Below are 20,073 nucleotides of genomic sequence, written 5' to 3' on the forward strand. Positions count from 1 at the left end.
AAGGGAAACGACGCGCGGAACCCGCGCAAGACGGAGCAGGAGCCTGGGCTGGATCTCGAACGCTCGAGCTGATGCCGCCCTTCCCCCTCCATCACCGGCAAAGGCCGAGATGGGAGCGCCCCAGTAAAAAGCCGCCCCGGACGGTGTCCGAGGCGGCCTCTGGTGTTCGGCAGATCAGACGATCAGAGCAGTCCCGCGCCGCGGGCCCATTTGTACTTGGCGCCCAGCACCTCGACCGGCAGCTCGGTCGAATAGGCATAGGCCGGAATGCCGTTCTGATAGAGATATTCGGCGGCTTCCTCGACTTCGACGTCGCCGGCGAGCGAGGCGACGATCGGCTTCACGAAGCCCTTGGCCTCCATCTCCTTCTTCACTTCGACCATGTTGCGCGCGAACACCATCGGCGGCGTCACGATGGTGTGCCAGTAGCCGAGGATCAGCGCGTGGATGCGCTCATCGGAGAGACCGAGCTTCACCGTGTTGACGTAGGTGATCGGGGGCTCGCCGCCGGTGATATCCACAGGATTTCCAGCCGCGCCGAACGGCGGGATGAACTTGCGGAACGCCGCATCGAGATCCGGCGGCATCTGCATCAGCGACAGGCCGTTGTCGACGACGGAGTCCGAGAGCAGCACGCCGGAGCCGCCGGCGCCGGTGATGATCAGGACGTTCTCGCCCTTCGGCGTCGGCAGCACCGGCACGCCGCGGGCGAACTCGAGCAGCTGCCGGAGCGAGCGAGCGCGGATCACGCCGGACTGCTTGAACACGTCCTCATAGATCTTGTCGTTGCCGGCGAGCGCGCCGGTGTGCGACGACGCCGCCTTCGCACCCGCAGACGTGCGGCCGGCCTTCAGCACGACCACCGGCTTCTTCTTGGAGACGCGCTTGGCGGCCTCCGCGAAGGCACGGCCGTCCTTCAGGTCTTCGCAGTGCTGCGCGATCAAATTGGTGTTCGGATCCTGCTCGAAGAAGGCGAGCAGATCGTCCTCGTCGATGTCGGACTTGTTGCCGAGGCCGACGATCGCCGACACGCCCATCTTGGCCGAGCGCGAGAAGCCGATGATCGCCATGCCGATGCCGCCCGACTGCGACGACAGCGCCGCGTGGCCCTTGACGTCATAGGCAGTGCAAAACGTGGCGCAGAGATTGGCCGGGGTATAGTAGAAGCCGTAGATGTTCGGCCCCATCAGGCGGATGTTGTACTTCTTGCCGACCTCGACGATCTCGGCCTGCAACTCGGGCGCGCCGGCTTCGGCAAAGCCCGAGGGAATCAGCACCGCACCGGGGATTTTCTTCTCGCCGCACTCGACGAGCGCGCCGGCGACGAATTTCGCCGGGATCGCAAACACCGCCGTGTCGATCACGCCGGGCACGTCCTTGACGCTCTTGTAGGCCTTGTAGCCGAGGATCTCCTCGGCCTTCGGGTGGATCGGATAGATCTCGCCCTTGTAGCCGCCGTTGATGAGGTTCTTCATCACGGAGTTGCCGATCTTGCCGTCCTCGGCGGAGGCGCCGATCACCGCAACGCCCTTCGGCTGCATGATGCGGCTCATCGCGGCGACGATCTCTTCGGTCGGGCGCGGCGCCGGGCGCGGCTTGTAGTCGAAGTCGACGACGATGCGGACGTCGGCGGCAATCGCGTTCTTGCTGGTGGCGAACACCGGATTGAGGTCGAGCTCGACGATCTCGGGGAAATCGCTGACCAGCTGCGAGACCTTGACGATGATTTCGGCGAGCGCTTCGCGGTTGACCGGCTCGCCGCCGCGCACGCCCTTCAGCATCTCATGCGCCTGGATGCCGTCGAGCATCGACAGCGCATCGTCCTTGGTCGCGGGCGCGAGACGGAAGGTGATGTCCTTGAGGATTTCAACCAGCACGCCGCCGAGGCCGAAGGCGACCAGCTTGCCGAACGAACCGTCGGTGATTGAACCGACGATCACCTCGGTGCCGCCGCCCAGCATCTGCTGGACCTGGATGCCCTCGATCTTGGCATCGGCCTTGTATTTCTTGGCGTTGGCCAGAATCGTCTCGTAGCTCCTCTCGGCGTCCGCGGCGCTCTTGACGCCGACCACGACGCCGCCGGCCTCGGTCTTATGGAGGATGTCGGGCGAGACAATCTTCATCACCACCGGGAAGCCCATGTCGGTGGCGATCCGGGCGGCCTCGGCGGCCGACTTGGCGACGCCTTCCTTCGGCACCGGAATGCCGTAGGCGTCGCAGACCACCTTGCCTTCGGGCGCGGTGAGGCTCGTGCGCTTGTCGGCCCTGACCGCATCGAGAATTTTGCGGACCGCATCCTTCGAATTTGACATTGGCTTCCTCCTGGGACAGATTTCGTGGCATTTGGTATGCCAAAAACGTAATTGTCAAGGTCGGTCGATGCCCAAAAATACCGAAAAATATGGGTAGCTTGACATTCTGGTATTTGGCATGCCAAAAATCTAAGGTACTTTCTTCTGCTAAGAAGACGTCTCCAAGAGGAGGAGACGAGTCGTGCCAGAACCGAAACAGACCAAGGCGTCGCCCACCATGGCTGACACAGATATCGCCATCGTCCGGATCGCGCCGGAGACGAGCTTCAAGAACAAGGCCTATGAGGCCTTGAAAGAAGCGATCCTGAAGATGGACATCTACGCGACGCCGGAGCCGGTGATGCTCGACGAGCGCGCATTGTCGGAGCGTCTCGGCGTCAGCCGCACGCCGATCCGCGAAGCGATCGCGATGCTCGAGCAGGACGGATTCGTGAAGACCGTGCCGCGCCGCGGCATCGTCGTGGTCCGCCGCACCAAGGCGGAGATCGTCGACATGATCCGCGCCTGGGCGGCGCTGGAGAGCATGGCGGCGCGCCTGATCACAACCACCGCGCGCAAGAAGGACATCTCGGCGCTTCGCGACTTCTTCAAGGACTTCAGCGACGATCGTCTACCGCAGGATCACGTCGAGGAATATTCCAAGGCCAACATCGCCTTCCACCAGGCGCTGATCTCGCTGTCGGAATCGCCTGTGCTGGTCGACCTCACCAATGACCTGTTGCTGCATGTGCGCGGCTATCGCCAGCTCACGATCGGCCGCAAGGACCGCACCGCGACCTCGCTGCCCGAGCATCTCGGGATCATCGAGGCACTGGAAGCGCGCGACACCGAGCTCGCCGAAAAGCGCGCCCGCGATCACACGCTCGGCCTCGCCGCCTATGTCGAGGCGCACGGCCAGGAATTATTCAGGTAGAGAGCCGTTCACGTAAGTTTGAGAGTCCACACCCGCTTCAGACGACGATCAGATCGTCCGAACCAAGAACGATCAGGGAGACGATGCCGATGCTGAATACCGCTACGAAGTCCGAGGCACCGGGCACCGAGCAGGAACTAACCGATGGCTTCCACCTCGTCATCGATGCGCTCAAGCTCAACGGCATCGACACCGTCTATGGCGTGCCGGGTATCCCGATCACGGACCTGGGCCGCATGGCCCAGGCGGCGGGCATTCGCGTGCTCTCGTTCCGCCACGAGCAGAATGCCGGCTATGCGGCCTCGATCGCCGGCTTCCTGACCAAGCGTCCCGGCGTCTGCCTCACGGTGTCGGCGCCCGGCTTCCTCAACGGCCTCACGGCTCTTGCCCACGCCACCACCAACTGCTTCCCGATGATCCTGATCTCGGGCTCGTCCGAGCGCGAGATCGTCGACCTGCAGCAGGGCGACTATGAGGAAATGGACCAGCTCGCGATCGCCAAGCCGCTGTGCAAGGCAGCGTTCCGCGTGCTGCACGCCCAGGACATCGGCATCGGCCTGGCCCGCGCGATCCGCGCCGCGGTGTCGGGCCGTCCGGGCGGCGTCTATCTCGACCTGCCCGCAAAGCTGTTCGGCCAGGTCATGGACGCGGCGGCCGGCGAGAAGTCGCTGGTCAAGGTGATCGATGCTGCGCCGGCGCAGCTCCCTGCCCCGTCGGCGGTCAAGCGCGCGCTCGACGTGCTGAAGAACGCGAAGCGTCCGCTGATCATCCTCGGCAAGGGCGCAGCCTATGCGCAGGCCGACGAGGCGATCAAGAATTTCGTCGAGAAGAGCGGCGTGCCGTTCCTGCCGATGAGCATGGCCAAGGGCCTCTTGCCCGATCTGCATCCGCAATGCGCGGGTGCGGCGCGCTCGACCGTGCTGAAGGAGGCCGACGTCGTCATGCTGATCGGTGCCCGCCTCAACTGGCTGCTCTCGCACGGCAAGGGCAAGACCTGGGGTGAAGCTCCCAAGAAGTTCATCCAGGTCGACATCGAGCCGAAGGAAATGGATTCCAACGTCGAGATCGTCGCGCCCGTGGTCGGCGATATCGGCTCCTGCGTGTCCGCGTTCCTCGACGCCATGGGCGCCAACTGGTCGGCCGCGCCGAGCGACTGGCTCGCCACCGTGGCGAAGAAGCGCGACGACAACGTCGCCAAGATGGCGCCGAAGCTGATGAGCAACGCCTCGCCGATGGATTATCACGGTGCGCTCGGCGCGCTGCGCACGATCATCGCGGAACGTCCAGAAACCATCTTCGTCAACGAAGGCGCCAACACGCTCGACCTCGCCCGCGGCGTCGTCGACATGCACAAGCCGCGCAAGCGGCTCGACGTCGGCACCTGGGGCGTGATGGGCATCGGCATGGGCTATTCGATCGCGGCCGCGGTCGAGACCGGCCTGCCCGTGCTCGCGGTCGAAGGCGACAGCGCGTTCGGCTTCTCCGGCATGGAGGTCGAGACCATCTGCCGCTACAAGCTGCCGATCTGCGTCGTGATCTTCAACAATGACGGCATCTATCGCGGCACCGATGTCAACAGCGCGGGCGAGGATCCGGCGACCACCGTGTTCGTCAAGGGCTCGCGCTACGACAAGATGATGGAAGCCTTCGGCGGCGTCGGCGTCAACGCCACCTCCCCCGACGAGCTGAAGCGCGCGGTCAATGCGGCGCTGGATTCCGGCAAGCCGACCTTGATCAACGCCGTGATCGACCCGGCGGCGGGCTCGGAGAGCGGCCGCATCGGCAACCTCAATCCTCAGAGCGTTCTGAAGAAGAAGTAACCCCTAACCCCAATCACTCCCTGCGGGTGCAGGGGCAGACCAGAGTACGGAGCATAATATTATGACCAAGGCGCTCAAGGGCGTTCGCATTCTCGATTTCACCCACGTCCAGTCGGGTCCGACCTGCACGCAATTGCTGGCCTGGTTCGGCGCCGACGTGATCAAGGTCGAGCGTCCCGGCGTCGGCGACATTACGCGCGGCCAGCTGCAGGACATCCCGAACGTGGACAGCCTGTATTTCACCATGCTGAACCACAACAAGCGCTCGATCACGCTCGACACCAAGAACCCGAAGGGCAAGGAAGTGCTGACCGCGCTGATCAAGCAGTGCGACGTGCTGGTCGAGAATTTCGGTCCCGGCGTGCTCGATCGCATGGGCTTCCCCTGGGAGAAGATCCACAGCATCAACCCGAAGATGATCGTCGCCTCGATCAAGGGTTTCGGCCCCGGCCCGTATGAGGATTGCAAGGTCTACGAGAACGTCGCGCAGTGCACCGGCGGCGCCGCTTCGACCACCGGCTTCCGCGACGGCTTGCCGCTCGTCACCGGCGCGCAGATCGGCGACAGCGGCACCGGGTTGCACCTCGCGCTCGGCATCGTCACCGCGCTCTATCACCGCACCCACTCCGGCAAGGGGCAGCGCGTCACCGCGGCGATGCAGGACGGCGTGCTCAACCTCGCCCGCGTCAAGCTGCGCGACCAGCAGCGCCTCGCCCACGGTCCGCTGAAGGAATACAGCCAGTTCGGCGAAGGCATCCCGTTCGGCGATGCCGTGCCGCGCGCCGGCAACGATTCCGGCGGCGGCCAGCCCGGCCGCATCCTGAAGTGCAAGGGCTGGGAGACCGACCCGAACGCCTACATCTACTTCATCACCCAGGCGCCGGTCTGGGAGAAGATCTGCGACGTGATCGGCGAGCCGACCTGGAAGACCGATCCGAACTACGCGAAGCCGCCGGCCCGCCTGCCGCGCCTGAACGAGATCTTCGCCCGCATCGAGCAGTGGACGATGACGAAAACAAAATTCGAGGCGATGGAGATCCTCAACAAGGACGACATCCCCTGCGGCCCGATCCTGTCGATGAAGGAGATCGCCGAAGACCAGTCGCTGCGCGCGACCGGCACCGTGGTCGAGGTCGATCACCCGACCCGCGGCAAGTACATCTCGGTCGGCAACCCGATCAAGCTGTCGGATTCGCCGAGCGAAGTCGCCCGCTCGCCGCTGCTCGGCGAGCACACCGACGAGATCCTGCGCGAGGTGCTCGGCTTCAGCGATCACCAGGTCGCCGAGATCCACGACTCCGGCGCACTCGACCCGCCGCGCAAGCAGGCGGCCGAGTAACGGCTGCGCTCAATCAAAACACAAATGGCCGCAGGCAACTGCGGCCATTTTTGTTCCGGCTGGTCGTCTGCGCTCCGCAATCAATATCGGACATTGATGAGATCAGGGCCCTCATGATGGTGCGACCGGTCAACTTCTGCGTACAGCCTCAGTCGCGCTTGACGCCAAGGGTACGCCGGATGATCGCGCTGATCTCGGCGGCGCAAGATCCTGGATAAAGTCTCTGAGCGCCTCGGTATCGAACGGCTTGCGGAGTATTTTGAGGCTTGGCGGAGCTGCTTTTGCGGCGTCGCTGTAACCGGTTGTGAGGGCTATGGGCAAACCGGGGTATCGCGACCGAACTTCTCTCGCGAGCCCGACGCCATCGATGGTCCCTGGCATGACGATATCGCTGAAGACGAGATCGATCTTCGTACCGGTATCGAGCAACTTCAATGCCGCTTCGGCCGAGTCTCGGTAGATGGTTTCATAACCCAGATGCTCGAACAGCGAGGATGTCACATCCGCCACTTCGGGGCTGTCGTCGACAACGAGAACCGTCTGCCGCGGCGGCTGCCTTGGCCTTGCCCGGGCAGCGGCGAGCTCCTTGCTGGTGATCTGCTCGTCCGCACAGGACGGCAGATAGATTGTAATCGTTGTTCCCTGTCCGACCTTGCTGTCTGCCGTCACGGTTCCGCCCGCCTGGTGCGCGAAACCATAAACCTGGGACAAGCCGAGCCCGGTCCCCTTGCCGACCTCCTTGGTCGTGAAAAACGGATCGAACATCTTGGACAGCAGATTTGGCGGAATACCGGTGCCCGTATCGCCAAGTGTGATCGCAAAGAAGGCCTTCCCACGGCGATCGCCGCCGGCTTCCTGATTGGCGGTGACCGCGTGGACGGACAACGTGAATGTGCCGCCGCTTGTCATTGCATCTCGCGCATTGACGGCGATGTTGACGATCGCAAGTTCAAGTTCGGCTAGGTCAACCTTGACCGGCGCAACACCGTCGCCGACGTTCTCGTTGTACACGATGTTCCCGCGCAGCGAGCTCTCGATCATGGTCCGCATGTTCTTGATGGACGCATTCAGATCAACGACCGTCGGGCTGAGATGCTGGTGACGAGAGAACGTCAACAATTGGCGCGTGAGACTCTCGCCGCGTTTGGCCGCGGTTTGTATGGCTTCGATGGCCTTTGGCAGTTTTGGATCAAGCAGGCGTTGAAATATCTGGGCACTTCCTCCGATGATCATCAATAGATTGTTGAAGTCGTGTGCAATCCCCCCGGTCAGCTTGCCGATTGCCTCCATCTTCTGAGACATCGCGAGCTGTTCGCGCGCCTGGACCAGCTTCTCCTCCGCGTCGCGCCGCTCCGTCGCGTCGCGCAGGATACTGATGAAGCCGATCAGATTTCCCGCGTCGTCACGGCTCGAAGAGACTGAGCCCGTGATGAAAAACGGCGTACCATTCTTTCTGATACGCCAACCCTCTACGTCGTACTTTCCGCCTTCGATTGCCGACTCCAGCGCGTGTGTCGGTGAACCCGCGCGGCGTTCATCCGGCCGATAGAATATCCCGAAGTGCTTGCCTATGATTTCTTCCGAGGTGTAGCCGATGATCTTTTGAGCGGTGCTATTCCAGCTCGTGACGTGTCCTTCCCGATCAAGCGCAAAGATTGCATAGTCGACAACGCCTTCGATGAGGGTCTGGAAGTGCCGTCTGATGCTGTCGAGCGCCAAAGCTTTCCGTTCAAGCTGACTGTTCAGCTGGTCCTGGACGGAAAGCAAATGGGCTTCCCTGGCCTGGCGCGTCGCGCTTGCCGCGGCCAGGGCAAGCGGAGGCGCCGACACGATGATCGAAAGCACGAACAAGGATAACAGCGCTCCGTTCGGATCGATTTTGGGAAATGGATCATTCCCCACCGAGAACCCCCACACGGCAGTTCCGATGAAAATCAAGGCGGCCGTCGCCACGGTGCATCGATCGCCGCGCAGGCCGGCCCAGATCAAGGGCAGCAGAACCAGAAAGCCCAGAAGGCTGCGATGCGGCAGCGACACGTCGAGGCCGTTGCCGACGAGATCGCTACCGATCAGCGGGCTGTAAGCAGCGAGCCCGATGATACCAGCGAGAGCAGCGACCGTGAGCGATTCCAACAGAGCCCATTTGGAAGCAATGCGTAAGGGCATCGTCGCCCAGAGCACGATGACCGGAGCAATCACCAGGGCCTCAGCAGCGTCCGCAAGCCACCAGGTCAACCCGGCGACGACGGAATCGGAGAAGCTTGCTTCGTTGATGAGCGTGAAGCCGGCCAAGGCGATGGCTGAACTGATCATCGTGGTCGGCGCAAAGCAAATGATTGCAAACTTTGCGACACCGGATGGTGTGGCAAACGTCTGGCGACCGTTCGACCAGCGGCCGATCAGCCATGTCCCGGCACATGCGGCTAGGAGGCTGCCGATCCCGGCGGCGCCGACCTCCAGGAGCGATCGGTCGGCCATGAGGTAAGGTGAGAAAGCCCCTACCAGGATCGCGGGCCAGATCCGGTAGCCGCGCAGCAGGACCAGCGCGAGCGCAAGCCCGGTTGGTGGCCATAGCGGTGTCGCGGCTGGATTTATTGCGGGAAGCAATCGCGCGGATTCGGCAAGACCAGCATAAATTGCGGCAATTATCAGGATTTCGACCGCGTAGGTCGCAACGCTCCGAGCGTCGCCAAACGCGAAAATCCTGGCCTTGCCGAACCTTGCCCTTTCCATCGCGAGCCTTTGCAGTGGGCATCTCAACAATGCGGACGCAGTTTTGACCAAAACATGGCCACACGATCGTGAGTAGAGAGGCGCTAGCCAACTTCGGAACGAGGGGCCATCAGGCAGCACCATTGACCTAACAGCGATGGTACACTACGCGCGGCAGCATCCGGAATACGAATCGGTCCGATCCCGCCACGTGTCGGTGAGATCATCAGCAATCATTTTCCCTGTTGGCGCAAGAACTCTCGCTGTCGCCCAGATGACCGCTTCGGGTTAAGAGCTGACGTGAGGCTCAATTACTCCGCTCGCTTCCAAATCACGTCGACTACGTCTCCAGCCGGAGGACGAACGGTCAGCGTCAGTCGGTCTCCCGCAATCGCAACGAAGCGCTTCTGATCAGTGCCATTCCAGTTTGGAAAGGAACTGCCTTCGACCTTGATTGCGATGCTGCTATCTGCCTCGTTTATTGAATACGTTCCGAAGTAGGTTATCGTGCCGTCGGCCGTTTCTTTGTTTTCCTCAGGGGTGCCTTGCCACAAGGCATTGCTCGCGTATTTGGCTCGATCTGGTCGCATCACCGTGATGATGTACCGCCCACCCGCATCAAAGAAGGCGATGCCCCTCGGGCTGGTCCCATAACGCTCGACCTTGGTGCCGTCGCCTTTCTTCTGCTCCCACGAAAGCAGCGTCCAAGTGCCCACCAATTGCTCTTTGAACGATGTCTGGCCCAGCGCGTCGAATGTCATTGTGAACGATCCAAAAGCCGCAATGGCGCATGCGGCAAGAGCCACTCGCAAATGCACTATTCTCTCCCAAGAGAAGGGTTGATAGGGTCGGTCGAGCACCGCAATCCCCGGGCATTTTACCACGCTCGGTCGAAGCAAGTAAGGCAAGGTCGGCATGTCCGTTAGGTCACAAGCGGACTTGAAGGCATCCGAGAAGCCAAATCCGCTTCGCAGCCGGGCATCGCATGCCGCCGGATTCGCCGAGCGAGGTCGCCCATTCGCCGCTGCTCGGCGAGCACACATCAGCGCGATTTTGGCGGCCGGTCTAACCTCGGGGCTCGCGCAATCAGCAAGCCATTAACCCCCCTCGCCGCCTTCCGCCTCACCCTCATCGCCCGGCACATATTCCAGAATGTCCCCCGGCCGGCAGTCGAGCTCGCGGCAGATCGCCGACAGCGTCGAGAAGCGCATCGCCTTGGCCTTGCCGGTCTTCAGGATCGACAGGTTCTGGATCGAGATGCCGATCGCGTCCGCGAGGTCTCCGAGGCGGCGCTTGCGCTTTGCGAGCATGACATCGAGGTTCACCACGATGGGCACGAGCATCACCCTCAGATCGTCAGATCGTTTTCGGACTGCAACAGGATGGCATGCTCGAGCACGAACTTCAGCGCCATCAGGAACACACCGCCGGCGATGGTGCCGACATCGAGGTTGTAGTTCAGCAGCAGGAACTTGATGTCTCCGATCCGATACAGGACATAGATCACCGCGTTGGTCGTGATCGTATCGACGAACGGCCAGACGACCAGAAAGATCCCCATCCACCAGACGCCCTGCAGTGTCTCGGACACAAAAATCCGGCCGTTCGCGAATCGGTTCACCATGCGATGAAGCATGCCGATCAGCACGGCGTAAAACGATACCCCAAGCGCAAACAGCGACCAGAACAGCAGCTGGCCCATGGTCGACATGGTGAGCGGGTTGGCGACGATGCTGGCGCACTTCGCCTGCTCGCCGCTCAGGCTTTCCGCAATCGTGACCGGAGCCGTCGTGGTGCGGTAATAGGCCAGCCACAGCACCACCGGCAGCGCGGCCCAGATCACCCAGAACGCCCGATCGAGCCGGCGAAACCAAAGCTGGCGCTGCTCGCGAACCGATTTCCTCATCGCATCCATCCGATAATTTTTTGCCCGTACCGGCCGCTACGGCCGGGCCGCATCATGCTGCGGTAATGTTGTTGACTCAACCTTAAACGCGATTTATTTCATGTTTATCATGAAATTTTTCATGAAGAAGGTGGATGATGACGTTACCCGCAGATATTGACGGCCTCCGCAGCGCCCTGAAACAGCTGATCCATGCGCACCTCACGCGCCGCCTGATCGTGGCGGCATTCCACATTCCGCTGCTTGGCAGCGCCGCCGATGCCGCCAAAGCCGCCGACAAGGCCAACGATCCGGCCGGCGTCTGGCTGACCCAGTCCGGCGACGCCAGGATCAAGGTCCAGCGCTGCGGCAGCGCGCTGTGCGGCCGCGTCGTCTGGCTGAAGGAGCCGACCGACAAGGCCACCGGCAAGCCGCAGCGCGACGACAAGAATGCCGATCCCGCGCAGCGGACCCGGCCGGTCATAGGCATCTCGCTCTTCATCAACATGCAGCCCGCAGGCCCGAACAAATGGGCCGGCAGGATCTACAACGCCGATGACGGCAAGACCTATGAGAGCTCGGTGACGCTGGTGTCTTCGGGCACGCTGAACGTTCGCGGCTGTATGGGAACGCTGTGCGCGGGCGAAGACTGGACGCGGTGAAGGGATCTGGCCCCGACCCTTCATCGGCCAAGAAGAAAAGCAAACCCTTTCACTCGAGGCCGCCCCGGTTTGGGCGGCCTTCTTTATGCAACCGTGCTGACGACTCCGGTGCAGCGCGACCTGCGCAGCTGGCCGCGTTACTCCGGCGCCTCGGCGTCGAGGCCGAGCTTCCACAGCGGCGGCAGGTCGGCGAATGGCGGCGTGGTGTGGGCGATCACGATCGCGGCGCGCCGGCTGTCGGAATCGATCTTGCTGTTGATCGCCTTGACGTGCGCCTTCACCGCATCGAGCCCGACGCCGAGGATACTCGCGATCTCCTCGTTCGACTTGCCCTGCGCGATCCATGACGCCACCTCGATCTGACGCGGCGTCAGTGCAGGGAATGCCAGCCGCAATCGATCGCCCGGCGTCAGCGCGGCCAGCGTTCGTTCCTGCGCCTGGCGGTAGCTGCGCAGGATGTGCGGCCGAAATCCCTGCATGCGGTCGCGCTCCTCATCGCTATAGGCCGGCCGCCCCACCACGCGGTGACCGACGACCGTAACCACATAGCCGGCGTGCTCGAACACGATCCCCAGCATGCGGCGCGCACCCGACGGCAGGAACACCTCCTTGGCGATCGGCAGTTCGACGAATTCCTCGTCGCTGAAGAAATCCGACTCGCGTAGCGCGCGTTCGCCGTAGAACGCCGGATCGTGCTGCCAGAACGGATGCGAGTGCATGTGCTTGGCAAACGCCTGCATGCCGCGGGCACGGGCCTCCGGATCGTCTCCGACCGAAATCAGCGATCGGAAATCCCAACTCGGACGATGGAACTCGGTAAAGCTCACCACCTCGGCATCGACCAGACGTCCGACGCCGGCGAACAAGATGCCCGGCAGCGTATGCAGATTGGGTTCGGATTCGTAGAGACGAATGATTTCGTCGTTGAAGTTGCGGTCCCGTTCCATGGGATTCTGATCGACCAGGTTTGATTTGATTTTTTGGCGATCGCTGCAACGTCGCGACGAGCCCACATGTTGCAGCAAAGCCTCGCTCGCCGTCTTATCGCTCGTGCGCGCGTTGGTATACCCCTTAGGGTAATGGCCAGATCGCGTTCGATTGCGGAATCTCTCCGCTGTGTCGAGTCCGACACATCGCGCGACGTCGTCTCGGGCAGCAGCGCGCATGCCCCGGCGAAAGTTGCAACAATTCGAGTTACTACCGGGACTGAACGCGGTGACCCCATTGGAAGACGCAGCGGAACGTCCCGCTGCAGGAAAATGCGACAATACACGCTCCGGCTGCATTGAAGCGCGATCGCTCGCGCGCCACGGGCATACCATCTTCAGGCATGTGTTGTGCACGACATCGCTGGCTGCGCTGGGGCTGCTCGCGGTAACGACGATACCGTCCCATGCGGCAGACATTGTCTGGACCGGCGCCAATTCGACCCTTTGGACCGACACCGGCAACTGGCTCCCGAACACGCTTCCGGCGCTCCCGAACAACGTGGTGATCGATACCACCTCGCCCCATCCCGTGGCGCTCCCAGCGCTCGCGGGCCAAGCCAGTAACATCTATATCGGCCAAAACGCCAGCGGCCAGCTGACGATTTCCGGCGGCGGGACGATGAACTCCGTCAATGGCTTTGTTGGCAACAATGCAGGCTCGAACGGCACCGTCACGGTCGATGGCTTCGGCTCGGTGTGGTTCAGCGTCGGCGTCAACGTCGGCTACTCCGGCACCGGCACACTCGACATCCAGAACGGCGGCACGGTCACCACCGCCCCGGGCGTTACCCGCAGCATCGCCAGTATCGGCTACAATCCTGGCTCGAACGGCACGGTGACGATCGATGGCGCTGGCTCGTCCTGGACCCATGGCGGCTTTCTCGATGTCGGAGGTGGTGGCACCGGTACTCTGACAATCCAGAACGGCGCAACGGCCAGCATGCTTGGCAGCGACGTCGGCTTTGCTGTCGGGTCGAATGGCGCGGTCACCGTCACTGGCTCCGGCTCGTCCTGGAGCATGAGTGACGACCTCTATGTCGGCGCAAACGGCACCGGAGCGCTGACAATCAAGGCTGGCGGCGCCGTGGACGATCTCAACGGCCGCATCGGCTTTATCCCCGGTTCGAGCGGGTCCGTCACGGTCACCGGTCCCGGCTCGTCCTGGACCAACGCTGCCGAACTCTATGTCGGCACGGCGGGTACCGGCACGCTGACGATCGCGGACGGCGGCGTCGTGCGCAACGGCAGCGGCTCCAATGCCTATGTTGGCTATTTCTTCGGATCCAGCGGCGGCGTGACGGTCGATGGCGCGGGTTCATCGCTTGTCGTCGGCAAGGATCTGAACGTGGGATATGCCGGCCGCGGCGCGCTCAATGTGCAGAACGGCGGCGCGGTCAGCAACGTATCGACCTTTATCGGCTCCAATGTCGGCTCCAACGGCAGCGTCACCGTGAACGGCGCGGGTTCGTCGCTGAGCAGCGCCGCCTTCATCTATGTCGGCTACTCCGGCACCGGCACACTCGACATCCAGAACGGCGGCACGGTCAATACCGCGCCCGGCGTCACCCGTGGCATCGCCGGTATCGGCTACAATGCAGGATCGAACGGCACGGTGACGATCGATGGCGCTGGCTCGTCCTGGACCCATGGCGGCGTTCTCGATGTCGGAGGTGGTGGCACCGGTACTCTGACAATCCAGAACGGTGCAACGGCCAGCATGCTTGGCAGCGCCGTCGGCTTTGCTGCCGGGTCGAATGGCGCGGTCACGGTCACTGGCTACGGCTCGTCCTGGAGCAACAGCTTCGTTCTGCTTGTCGGTGATGCCGGCACCGGCTCGCTGACAATCCAGAATGGCGGCAGCGTTTCGACGCCGCTTTTCGCTGTTGCCAATCAGACCGGCTCGACCGGCACGGTCAACATCGGCGCCGGGCTCGGCCAGGCCGCCGCGGCGCCGGGCACGCTGAACACGCCGACTGTCACATTCGGCTCGGGCAACGGCAGCATCGTCTTCAATCACACCTCTGCGAACTACACCTTCGATCCCGTCATCACAGGCGCAGGATCGTTGCTGGTGGAGGCCGGCAGGACCATCCTCACCGCCAACAGCACCTACACCGGCACAACGACCGTCGACGGCGGCACGCTCAGCGTCAACGGCTCGATCGCGTCCTCGTCGCTCACATCGGTCAACGCCGGCGGCACGCTCGGCGGCAACGGCACCGTCGGCAACCTCGCCATCGCGAGCGGCGGCACGGTGGCGCCAGGCAATTCGATCGGCACGCTGAACGTCTCGGGCAATGTCAGCTTCGCGGCCGGCTCGATCTACCAGGTCGAGGCCAACGCCGCCGGCCAGTCCGACCGGATCATTGCCACCGGCAAGGCGACACTCGGTGGCGGCAGCGTGCTGGCGCTGGCGCAGAACGGCACCTATGCACCGCAAACCACCTACACCATCCTCACCGCAAACAGCGGCGTCACCGGCACCTTTGCCGACGTCACCAGCAGCCTCACCTTCCTGAACCCGTCGCTGACCTATGATCCGGGCAATGTCTACCTGACGCTGGCGCGCAACAGCACGACATTCCCCGATGTCGCGCAGACGCCGAACCAGCTCGCGGTGTCCAACGCGCTCGAGGCGAGCGCGCAGACCAGCCCGCTCGTGGTCAGCATCCTCAACCAAAACGTCGCCGGCGCGCGGCAGGCCTTCGATGCGCTGTCGGGCGAATTGCATGCGAGCACGCAGACCGCGATGCTCGACGATTCACGCTATCTGCGCGATGCGGTGCTGGGCCGGTTGCGGCAGTCCTCGTTCGCCGGAAGTGGCGGGCCGATGGCCGCCCTCAGCAGTGGCGGTCCGCAGCTCGCGACGATGGATTCGATGGCACCCTCCTCGGCCCTCGCCTATGCCGGCGGCAGCCGTCCCGGCTTCCCGCTCAAGGCGCCGCCGCTCGCGGCGCCTGCGCGGATTCCCGACACCACGTTCTGGGCCCAGGGCGTCGGCGCCTGGGGCCGCTTCGGTGGCGACGGCAATGCGGCGGATATGACGCGCGATCTCGCCGGCTTCTTCAGCGGCGTCGATCGCCGTTTCGCACCGAACTGGATCGCCGGCATCGCCGGCGGCTACACCAGCTCGACCGTTCATGTCGGCGATCGCAACAGCTCGGCCGACATCGAGACCGCGCACCTCGCCGGCTATGTTGGCGCAAGCTATGGCGCGTTCAATCTGCGCGGTGGCGCAGCGGCGAGCTTCAGCACGCTCGACACCAGCCGTTCGATCGTCTTCCCGGGCTTCTTCGACACGGCGCGTGCGCGCTACAACGCGACCACGGCACAGGTATTCGGCGAGATCGGCTACGAGCTGTCGCTCGGCCGCACCGCGCTCGAGCCGTTCGCCGGCCTCGCCTGGGCCCATCTCGACATCGACAGTTTCAGCGAAACCGGCGGCACCGGTGCCGCGGCACTGCGCGGCTCCGGCAGCAGCGAGGATGTCGGCTACTCCACGCTCGGCGCCCGCATCGCCACGAGCTTCGCCCTGACCGGCGGCATGCAGGTGACGCCGCGTGCCTCGGTGGCCTGGCAGTATGCCTTCGGCGATGTCACCCCGACGGCGGCGCTCGCGTTCCAGAGCCTGGGAACCAGTTTCAGCGTGGCCGGCCGGCCGCTGGCGCGCAACGCGGCGCTGGTCGAAGGCGGGCTCGACCTGCGGATCACGCCGCAGGCCAGCGTCGGCATCGCCTATGTCGGACAGCTTGCCGATCGGGTGCAGGATCACTCGGTAAAGGCCAGTTTTAGCTGGAGATTCTGACCCGGCGGAGCCTCCGGGCTCCGCCCGTTCCCCTCCGATCCGGGATGCCAATCAGCCCATTTTGCTGCAATGCACAGTCGCGCATGCTGCCATGCAAACAAGCCCATTGTCTGTGGCATCTGGTATACATAATTTGGCCGCAGATGATGAGCCGGCCCGTTGCTGGCCCTCCAGCCAAAGGGGACACCAATGTCCAAGACCACCGCCCTCACGCTCGCGCCCTCCTCCACGCTGTTCGGCCGCCTGATGGCCTCGATCGACCGCCTGCTGATGAAGAGCGCGGAGATCTCCAACCGCAATGGCGACCTGCCGCACTTCGGCCTCTGAGGCCAGAGGATTCCGCGCGCTGCACGGCGATTGTTTCGTCGCAAGTTGCGACATTGAACCTTCGACCAATGGCCCCGATTTTCGGGGCCATTTTTTTGCGCGCTGAATTACTCTCGCTGCGGTGACCGCCTTCAGTCCTCTGCGGCATAAGCGCACGCAACCTCCGCGACAGCTTGAACCTTGGCATATCAAATACCAAGATGACCCAGCCGCGCCACAAGCAGAATGACAAAACGCGCACTGGGAGGATCAATGTCGGACATGGTTCAGGCAACTGCGGCCCCCGCGGCCGCGCGGGTCAGCGATACCTATCGCTGGACGCAACTTGCGATCGGCGTCGCCGCGATGGTGATGATCGCAAACTATCAATACGGGTGGACGTTCTTCGTCCCCGACATCCAGAAGAAGTTCGGATGGGATCGCGCATCGATCCAGTGGGCCTTCACGCTCTTTGTGCTGTTCGAGACCTGGCTGGTGCCGGTCGAGGGCTGGTTCGTCGATAAATACGGCCCGCGCCTCGTCGTGCTGATCGGCGGCATTCTCTGCGCGATCGGGTGGTCGATCAACGCGCAGGCGACCTCGCTGAACGGCTACTATCTCGGCATGATCATCGCCGGCATCGGCGCCGGCGGCGTCTACGGCACCTGCGTCGGCAACGCGCTGAAATGGTTTCCCGACAAGCGCGGGCTTGCGGCGGGCATCACCGCAGCCGGCTTCGGCGCGGGCTCCGCACTCACGGTGGCGCCGATCCAGGCGATGATCAAGGACTCCGGCTTCCAGACCACCTTCCTCTATTTCGGTCTCGGCCAGGGCATCATCATCGTGCTGCTCGCCTTCTTCCTCCTCGCGCCGAAGGCAGGACAGGTGCCGGCCGTCGTGGCGAACGCCAACATCATCCAGACCCGGCGCAACTATCAGCCGACCGAAGTGCTGCGGCAGCCGATCTTCTGGCTGATGTACTTCATGTTCGTGATCGTCGGCGCCGGCGGCCTGATGGTGACGGCGAACCTGAAGCCGATCGCGGTCGACTGGAAGGTCGACAGCGTGCCGGTCACGCTGATGGCGGTGACGATGACGGCGGTGACCTTCGCGGCCACCATCGACCGGGTCCTCAACGGTCTGACGCGTCCGTTCTTCGGCTGGATCTCCGACATGATCGGCCGCGAGAACACGATGTTCATCGCCTTCGGCATGGAAGGCATCGGCATCTGGATGCTCTACCTGTGGGGCCACGACCCGGTCTGGTTCGTGCTGCTCTCGGGCTTCGTGTTCTTCGCCTGGGGCGAGATCTATTCGCTGTTCCCCTCGACCTGCACCGACACGTTCGGCGCCAAGTTCGCGACGACGAATGCGGGCCTGCTCTACACCGCGAAAGGCACCGCCGCGCTGCTGGTGCCGATCGCCAACTACATGCAGCAGTCGTCGGGCCATTGGGACAACGTGTTCATCATCGCAGCCGGCGCCAATATCCTTGCCTCGCTGCTCGCGATCGCCGTGCTCAAGCCGTGGCGGAAAATCGTGGTCGCGAAATCGGCGGCGATGGCCTAAGCAACGCGCCAATCTTCCGCTGACGAGAGCGCCCGGCCAACGCCGGGCGCTTCATTTTCGGCGTTCACGAGCAGCCTGAATGGGCGCGTCGTACGCCAGTTTTGCTGCAATGCAGCAGAAAGATGGACTTGCTTTCTGGGATATAGTATACCAACCTTCCATTAAGCTCTTGCGACGATACGCCACAAGAATTGCGACACTGGGTCACAACAAGGCCAGGCGCACTCGGGAGGATTTGATGGTTTCCAGCAATGCTGCCGCAACACAAGCACAACCTTCGTCGAGTGGCTTCCGCTGGCTGCAGCTCGTCATGGGCATCGTCTGCATGGCGATGATCGCGAACCTGCAATATGGCTGGACGCTGTTCGTCGATCCGATCGACGGCGCGCATCACTGGGGCCGCGCGGCGATCCAGTTCGCCTTCACGATCTTCGTGGTGACGGAGACCTGGCTGGTGCCGGTCGAGGCCTGGTTCGTCGACAAATACGGCCCGCGGATCGTCATCATGTTCGGCGGCGTCATGATCACGCTGTCCTGGGTGCTGAACTCCTACGCGGATTCACTCACATTGCTCTACGCCGCCGCGGTCATCGGCGGCATCGGCGCCGGCTCGGTGTACGGCACCTGCGTCGGCAATGCGCTGAAATGGTTTCCCGATCGCCGCGGCCTCGCCGCCGGCGCAACCGCCGCAGGCTTCGGCGCCGGCGCGGCGCTGACCGTGGTGCCAATCGCCAACATGATCGCCTCGAGCGGCTATCAGACCGCGTTCTTCGATTTCGGCATCGGGCAAGGCCTGATCGTGTTCCTGCTCGCCTTCTTCATCCAGAAGCCTGCGGTCACGATCGCGCCGAAGAAGAAGCAGCTCAATCTGCCGCAGACCAAGATCGACTTCACGCCGCCGCAGGTGCTGCGCAGCCCGATCTTCTGGGTGATGTATCTGGTGTTTGTGATGGTCGCCTCCGGCGGCCTGATGGCGGCGGCGCAGATCGCGCCGATCGCGCACGACTACAAGATCGCCAATACGCCGGTCTCGCTCGCCGGCTTCCAGATGGCCGCGCTGACCTTCGCGATCTCGCTCGACCGCATCTTCGACGGCTTCGGACGGCCGTTCTTCGGCTGGGTCTCCGACAATATCGGCCGCGAGCACACCATGTTCATCGCGTTCGGCACCGGCGCGCTGATGCTGCTGACGCTGTCCACCTGGGGCCACAACCCGCTGGTGTTCGTGCTGGCGACCGCGGTCTATTTCGGCGTGTTCGGCGAGATCTACTCTTTGTTCCCGGCGACCTCCGGTGACACCTTCGGCTCGAAGTTCGCGACCACCAACAACGGCATGCTCTACACCGCGAAGGGCACCGCCGCGCTGTTGGTGCCGGCCGCCAGCATCGTTGCCGCCAGCTATGGCTGGCAGGCGGTGTTCGTGATCGCGGTCGCGCTCAATGCCACCGCGGCACTGATGGCGCTGTTCGTGATCAAGCCGATGCGCCGCGCCTTCATCAACGGCAACGAGGCTGCTGCTGCCGCAGCCGAGACCACGACGAGTGCCAAGACGGCCTGAAATGGCGGCCTGAAATGTCGGCCTGCAATGGCGGCTTGAAATGCCGGCCTGATTTCGGGACTTCCTGGTGAACTGATGGAGGCGCACTTCGGTGCGCCTCTTTCGTTTGGAGCGAACAGGGATGCCAGATACCAGGATCGCCGAGGAGCGGCCGCCCCTTGCCCACTCACATCGGCTCACAATCGTCTGAAACGTCAGCGACT

At 63.2% G+C, this 20,073-nt stretch carries 14 protein-coding genes; 8 read left to right on the forward strand and 6 right to left on the reverse strand.

What is annotated here, in order from left to right:
* Positions 1-182: 182 nt before the first annotated feature.
* The gene (locus AC066Y_RS23540; RefSeq protein ID WP_478275947.1) at positions 183-2,312 is read right to left on the reverse strand and encodes an acetate--CoA ligase family protein; all 2,130 of its coding nucleotides are present in this window, start codon (positions 2,310-2,312) and stop codon (positions 183-185) included.
* A gap of 217 nt (positions 2,313-2,529) precedes the next feature.
* Between AC066Y_RS23540 and AC066Y_RS23545 the strand changes: the two genes are divergently transcribed.
* The 3 genes from AC066Y_RS23545 to frc all read left to right on the forward strand — a co-directional run bounded on the left by AC066Y_RS23545 (position 2,530) and on the right by frc (position 6,384).
* Positions 2,530-3,225, forward strand: coding sequence for a GntR family transcriptional regulator (locus tag AC066Y_RS23545; protein ID WP_478276021.1), 696 nt, complete (start codon positions 2,530-2,532; stop codon positions 3,223-3,225).
* A gap of 89 nt (positions 3,226-3,314) precedes the next feature.
* The gene (gene oxc, locus AC066Y_RS23550; RefSeq protein WP_478275948.1) at positions 3,315-5,045 is read left to right on the forward strand and encodes an oxalyl-CoA decarboxylase; all 1,731 of its coding nucleotides are present in this window, start codon (positions 3,315-3,317) and stop codon (positions 5,043-5,045) included.
* Between the two features lie 61 nt (positions 5,046-5,106).
* Entirely contained in the window at positions 5,107-6,384 is a 1,278-nt protein-coding gene (gene frc, locus AC066Y_RS23555) for a formyl-CoA transferase (RefSeq protein WP_478275949.1), read from the forward strand.
* 129 nt (positions 6,385-6,513) lie between these two features.
* Here the strand turns inward: frc and AC066Y_RS23560 are convergent, their stop codons facing one another.
* The 4 genes from AC066Y_RS23560 to AC066Y_RS23575 all read right to left on the reverse strand — a co-directional run bounded on the left by AC066Y_RS23560 (position 6,514) and on the right by AC066Y_RS23575 (position 11,002).
* A complete protein-coding gene (locus tag AC066Y_RS23560) occupies positions 6,514-9,117 on the reverse strand; it encodes an MASE1 domain-containing protein (protein ID WP_478275950.1) in 2,604 nt (867 codons plus the stop codon).
* A gap of 290 nt (positions 9,118-9,407) precedes the next feature.
* Positions 9,408-9,857 (reverse strand): lipocalin-like domain-containing protein, encoded by a 450-nt coding sequence (locus AC066Y_RS23565; RefSeq protein WP_181195835.1) that lies wholly within the window; start codon positions 9,855-9,857, stop codon positions 9,408-9,410.
* Between the two features lie 336 nt (positions 9,858-10,193).
* Positions 10,194-10,433, reverse strand: a complete 240-nt coding sequence (locus AC066Y_RS23570; RefSeq protein WP_176535116.1) for a helix-turn-helix domain-containing protein — start codon at positions 10,431-10,433, stop codon at positions 10,194-10,196.
* 11 nt (positions 10,434-10,444) lie between these two features.
* Positions 10,445-11,002: a DUF2975 domain-containing protein gene (locus AC066Y_RS23575; protein WP_478275951.1), complete on the reverse strand. Its 558-nt coding sequence runs from the start codon at positions 11,000-11,002 to the stop codon at positions 10,445-10,447.
* A gap of 137 nt (positions 11,003-11,139) precedes the next feature.
* On the opposite strand from AC066Y_RS23575, the gene AC066Y_RS23580 reads away from it, so the two are divergent.
* Complete coding sequence (locus tag AC066Y_RS23580; protein ID WP_478275952.1) at positions 11,140-11,643, forward strand: DUF2147 domain-containing protein; 504 nt, start codon at positions 11,140-11,142, stop codon at positions 11,641-11,643.
* Positions 11,644-11,780: 137 nt separating this feature from the next.
* Here the strand turns inward: AC066Y_RS23580 and AC066Y_RS23585 are convergent, their stop codons facing one another.
* Positions 11,781-12,590: a helix-turn-helix transcriptional regulator gene (locus AC066Y_RS23585; RefSeq protein ID WP_478275953.1), complete on the reverse strand. Its 810-nt coding sequence runs from the start codon at positions 12,588-12,590 to the stop codon at positions 11,781-11,783.
* A gap of 388 nt (positions 12,591-12,978) precedes the next feature.
* On the opposite strand from AC066Y_RS23585, the gene AC066Y_RS23590 reads away from it, so the two are divergent.
* The 4 genes from AC066Y_RS23590 (at position 12,979) to oxlT (AC066Y_RS23605) (ending at position 19,870) form a co-directional block, all read left to right on the forward strand.
* Entirely contained in the window at positions 12,979-16,437 is a 3,459-nt protein-coding gene (locus AC066Y_RS23590) for an autotransporter domain-containing protein (RefSeq protein ID WP_478275954.1), read from the forward strand.
* Between the two features lie 189 nt (positions 16,438-16,626).
* A complete protein-coding gene (locus AC066Y_RS23595; protein WP_173641877.1) occupies positions 16,627-16,764 on the forward strand; it encodes a hypothetical protein in 138 nt (45 codons plus the stop codon).
* 252 nt (positions 16,765-17,016) lie between these two features.
* Positions 17,017-18,312, forward strand: coding sequence for an oxalate/formate MFS antiporter (gene oxlT, locus AC066Y_RS23600; RefSeq protein ID WP_478275955.1), 1,296 nt, complete (start codon positions 17,017-17,019; stop codon positions 18,310-18,312).
* A 238-nt stretch (positions 18,313-18,550) separates the two neighbouring features.
* Positions 18,551-19,870 (forward strand): oxalate/formate MFS antiporter, encoded by a 1,320-nt coding sequence (oxlT, locus tag AC066Y_RS23605; RefSeq protein ID WP_478275956.1) that lies wholly within the window; start codon positions 18,551-18,553, stop codon positions 19,868-19,870.
* Positions 19,871-20,073 lie beyond the last annotated feature (203 nt).

The organism is Bradyrhizobium sp. USDA3010 (assembly GCF_056429065.1).

Excerpts from the sequence above, each read along its gene's own strand:
- oxlT (WP_478275955.1), top strand. The coding sequence starts at position 17,017 with ATGTCGGACATGGTTCAGGCAACTGCGGCCCCCGCGGCCGCGCGGGTC.
- AC066Y_RS23575 (WP_478275951.1), bottom strand. The coding sequence starts at position 11,002 with ATGAGGAAATCGGTTCGCGAGCAGCGCCAGCTTTGGTTTCGCCGGCTC.
- AC066Y_RS23580 (WP_478275952.1), top strand. The coding sequence starts at position 11,140 with ATGACGTTACCCGCAGATATTGACGGCCTCCGCAGCGCCCTGAAACAG.
- AC066Y_RS23540 (WP_478275947.1), bottom strand. The coding sequence starts at position 2,312 with ATGTCAAATTCGAAGGATGCGGTCCGCAAAATTCTCGATGCGGTCAGG.
- AC066Y_RS23565 (WP_181195835.1), bottom strand. The coding sequence starts at position 9,857 with ATGACATTCGACGCGCTGGGCCAGACATCGTTCAAAGAGCAATTGGTG.
- frc (WP_478275949.1), top strand. The coding sequence starts at position 5,107 with ATGACCAAGGCGCTCAAGGGCGTTCGCATTCTCGATTTCACCCACGTC.
- oxc (WP_478275948.1), top strand. The coding sequence starts at position 3,315 with ATGCTGAATACCGCTACGAAGTCCGAGGCACCGGGCACCGAGCAGGAA.
- AC066Y_RS23560 (WP_478275950.1), bottom strand. The coding sequence starts at position 9,117 with ATGGAAAGGGCAAGGTTCGGCAAGGCCAGGATTTTCGCGTTTGGCGAC.
- AC066Y_RS23585 (WP_478275953.1), bottom strand. The coding sequence starts at position 12,590 with ATGGAACGGGACCGCAACTTCAACGACGAAATCATTCGTCTCTACGAA.
- AC066Y_RS23545 (WP_478276021.1), top strand. The coding sequence starts at position 2,530 with ATGGCTGACACAGATATCGCCATCGTCCGGATCGCGCCGGAGACGAGC.
- oxlT (WP_478275956.1), top strand. The coding sequence starts at position 18,551 with ATGGTTTCCAGCAATGCTGCCGCAACACAAGCACAACCTTCGTCGAGT.
- AC066Y_RS23595 (WP_173641877.1), top strand. The coding sequence starts at position 16,627 with ATGTCCAAGACCACCGCCCTCACGCTCGCGCCCTCCTCCACGCTGTTC.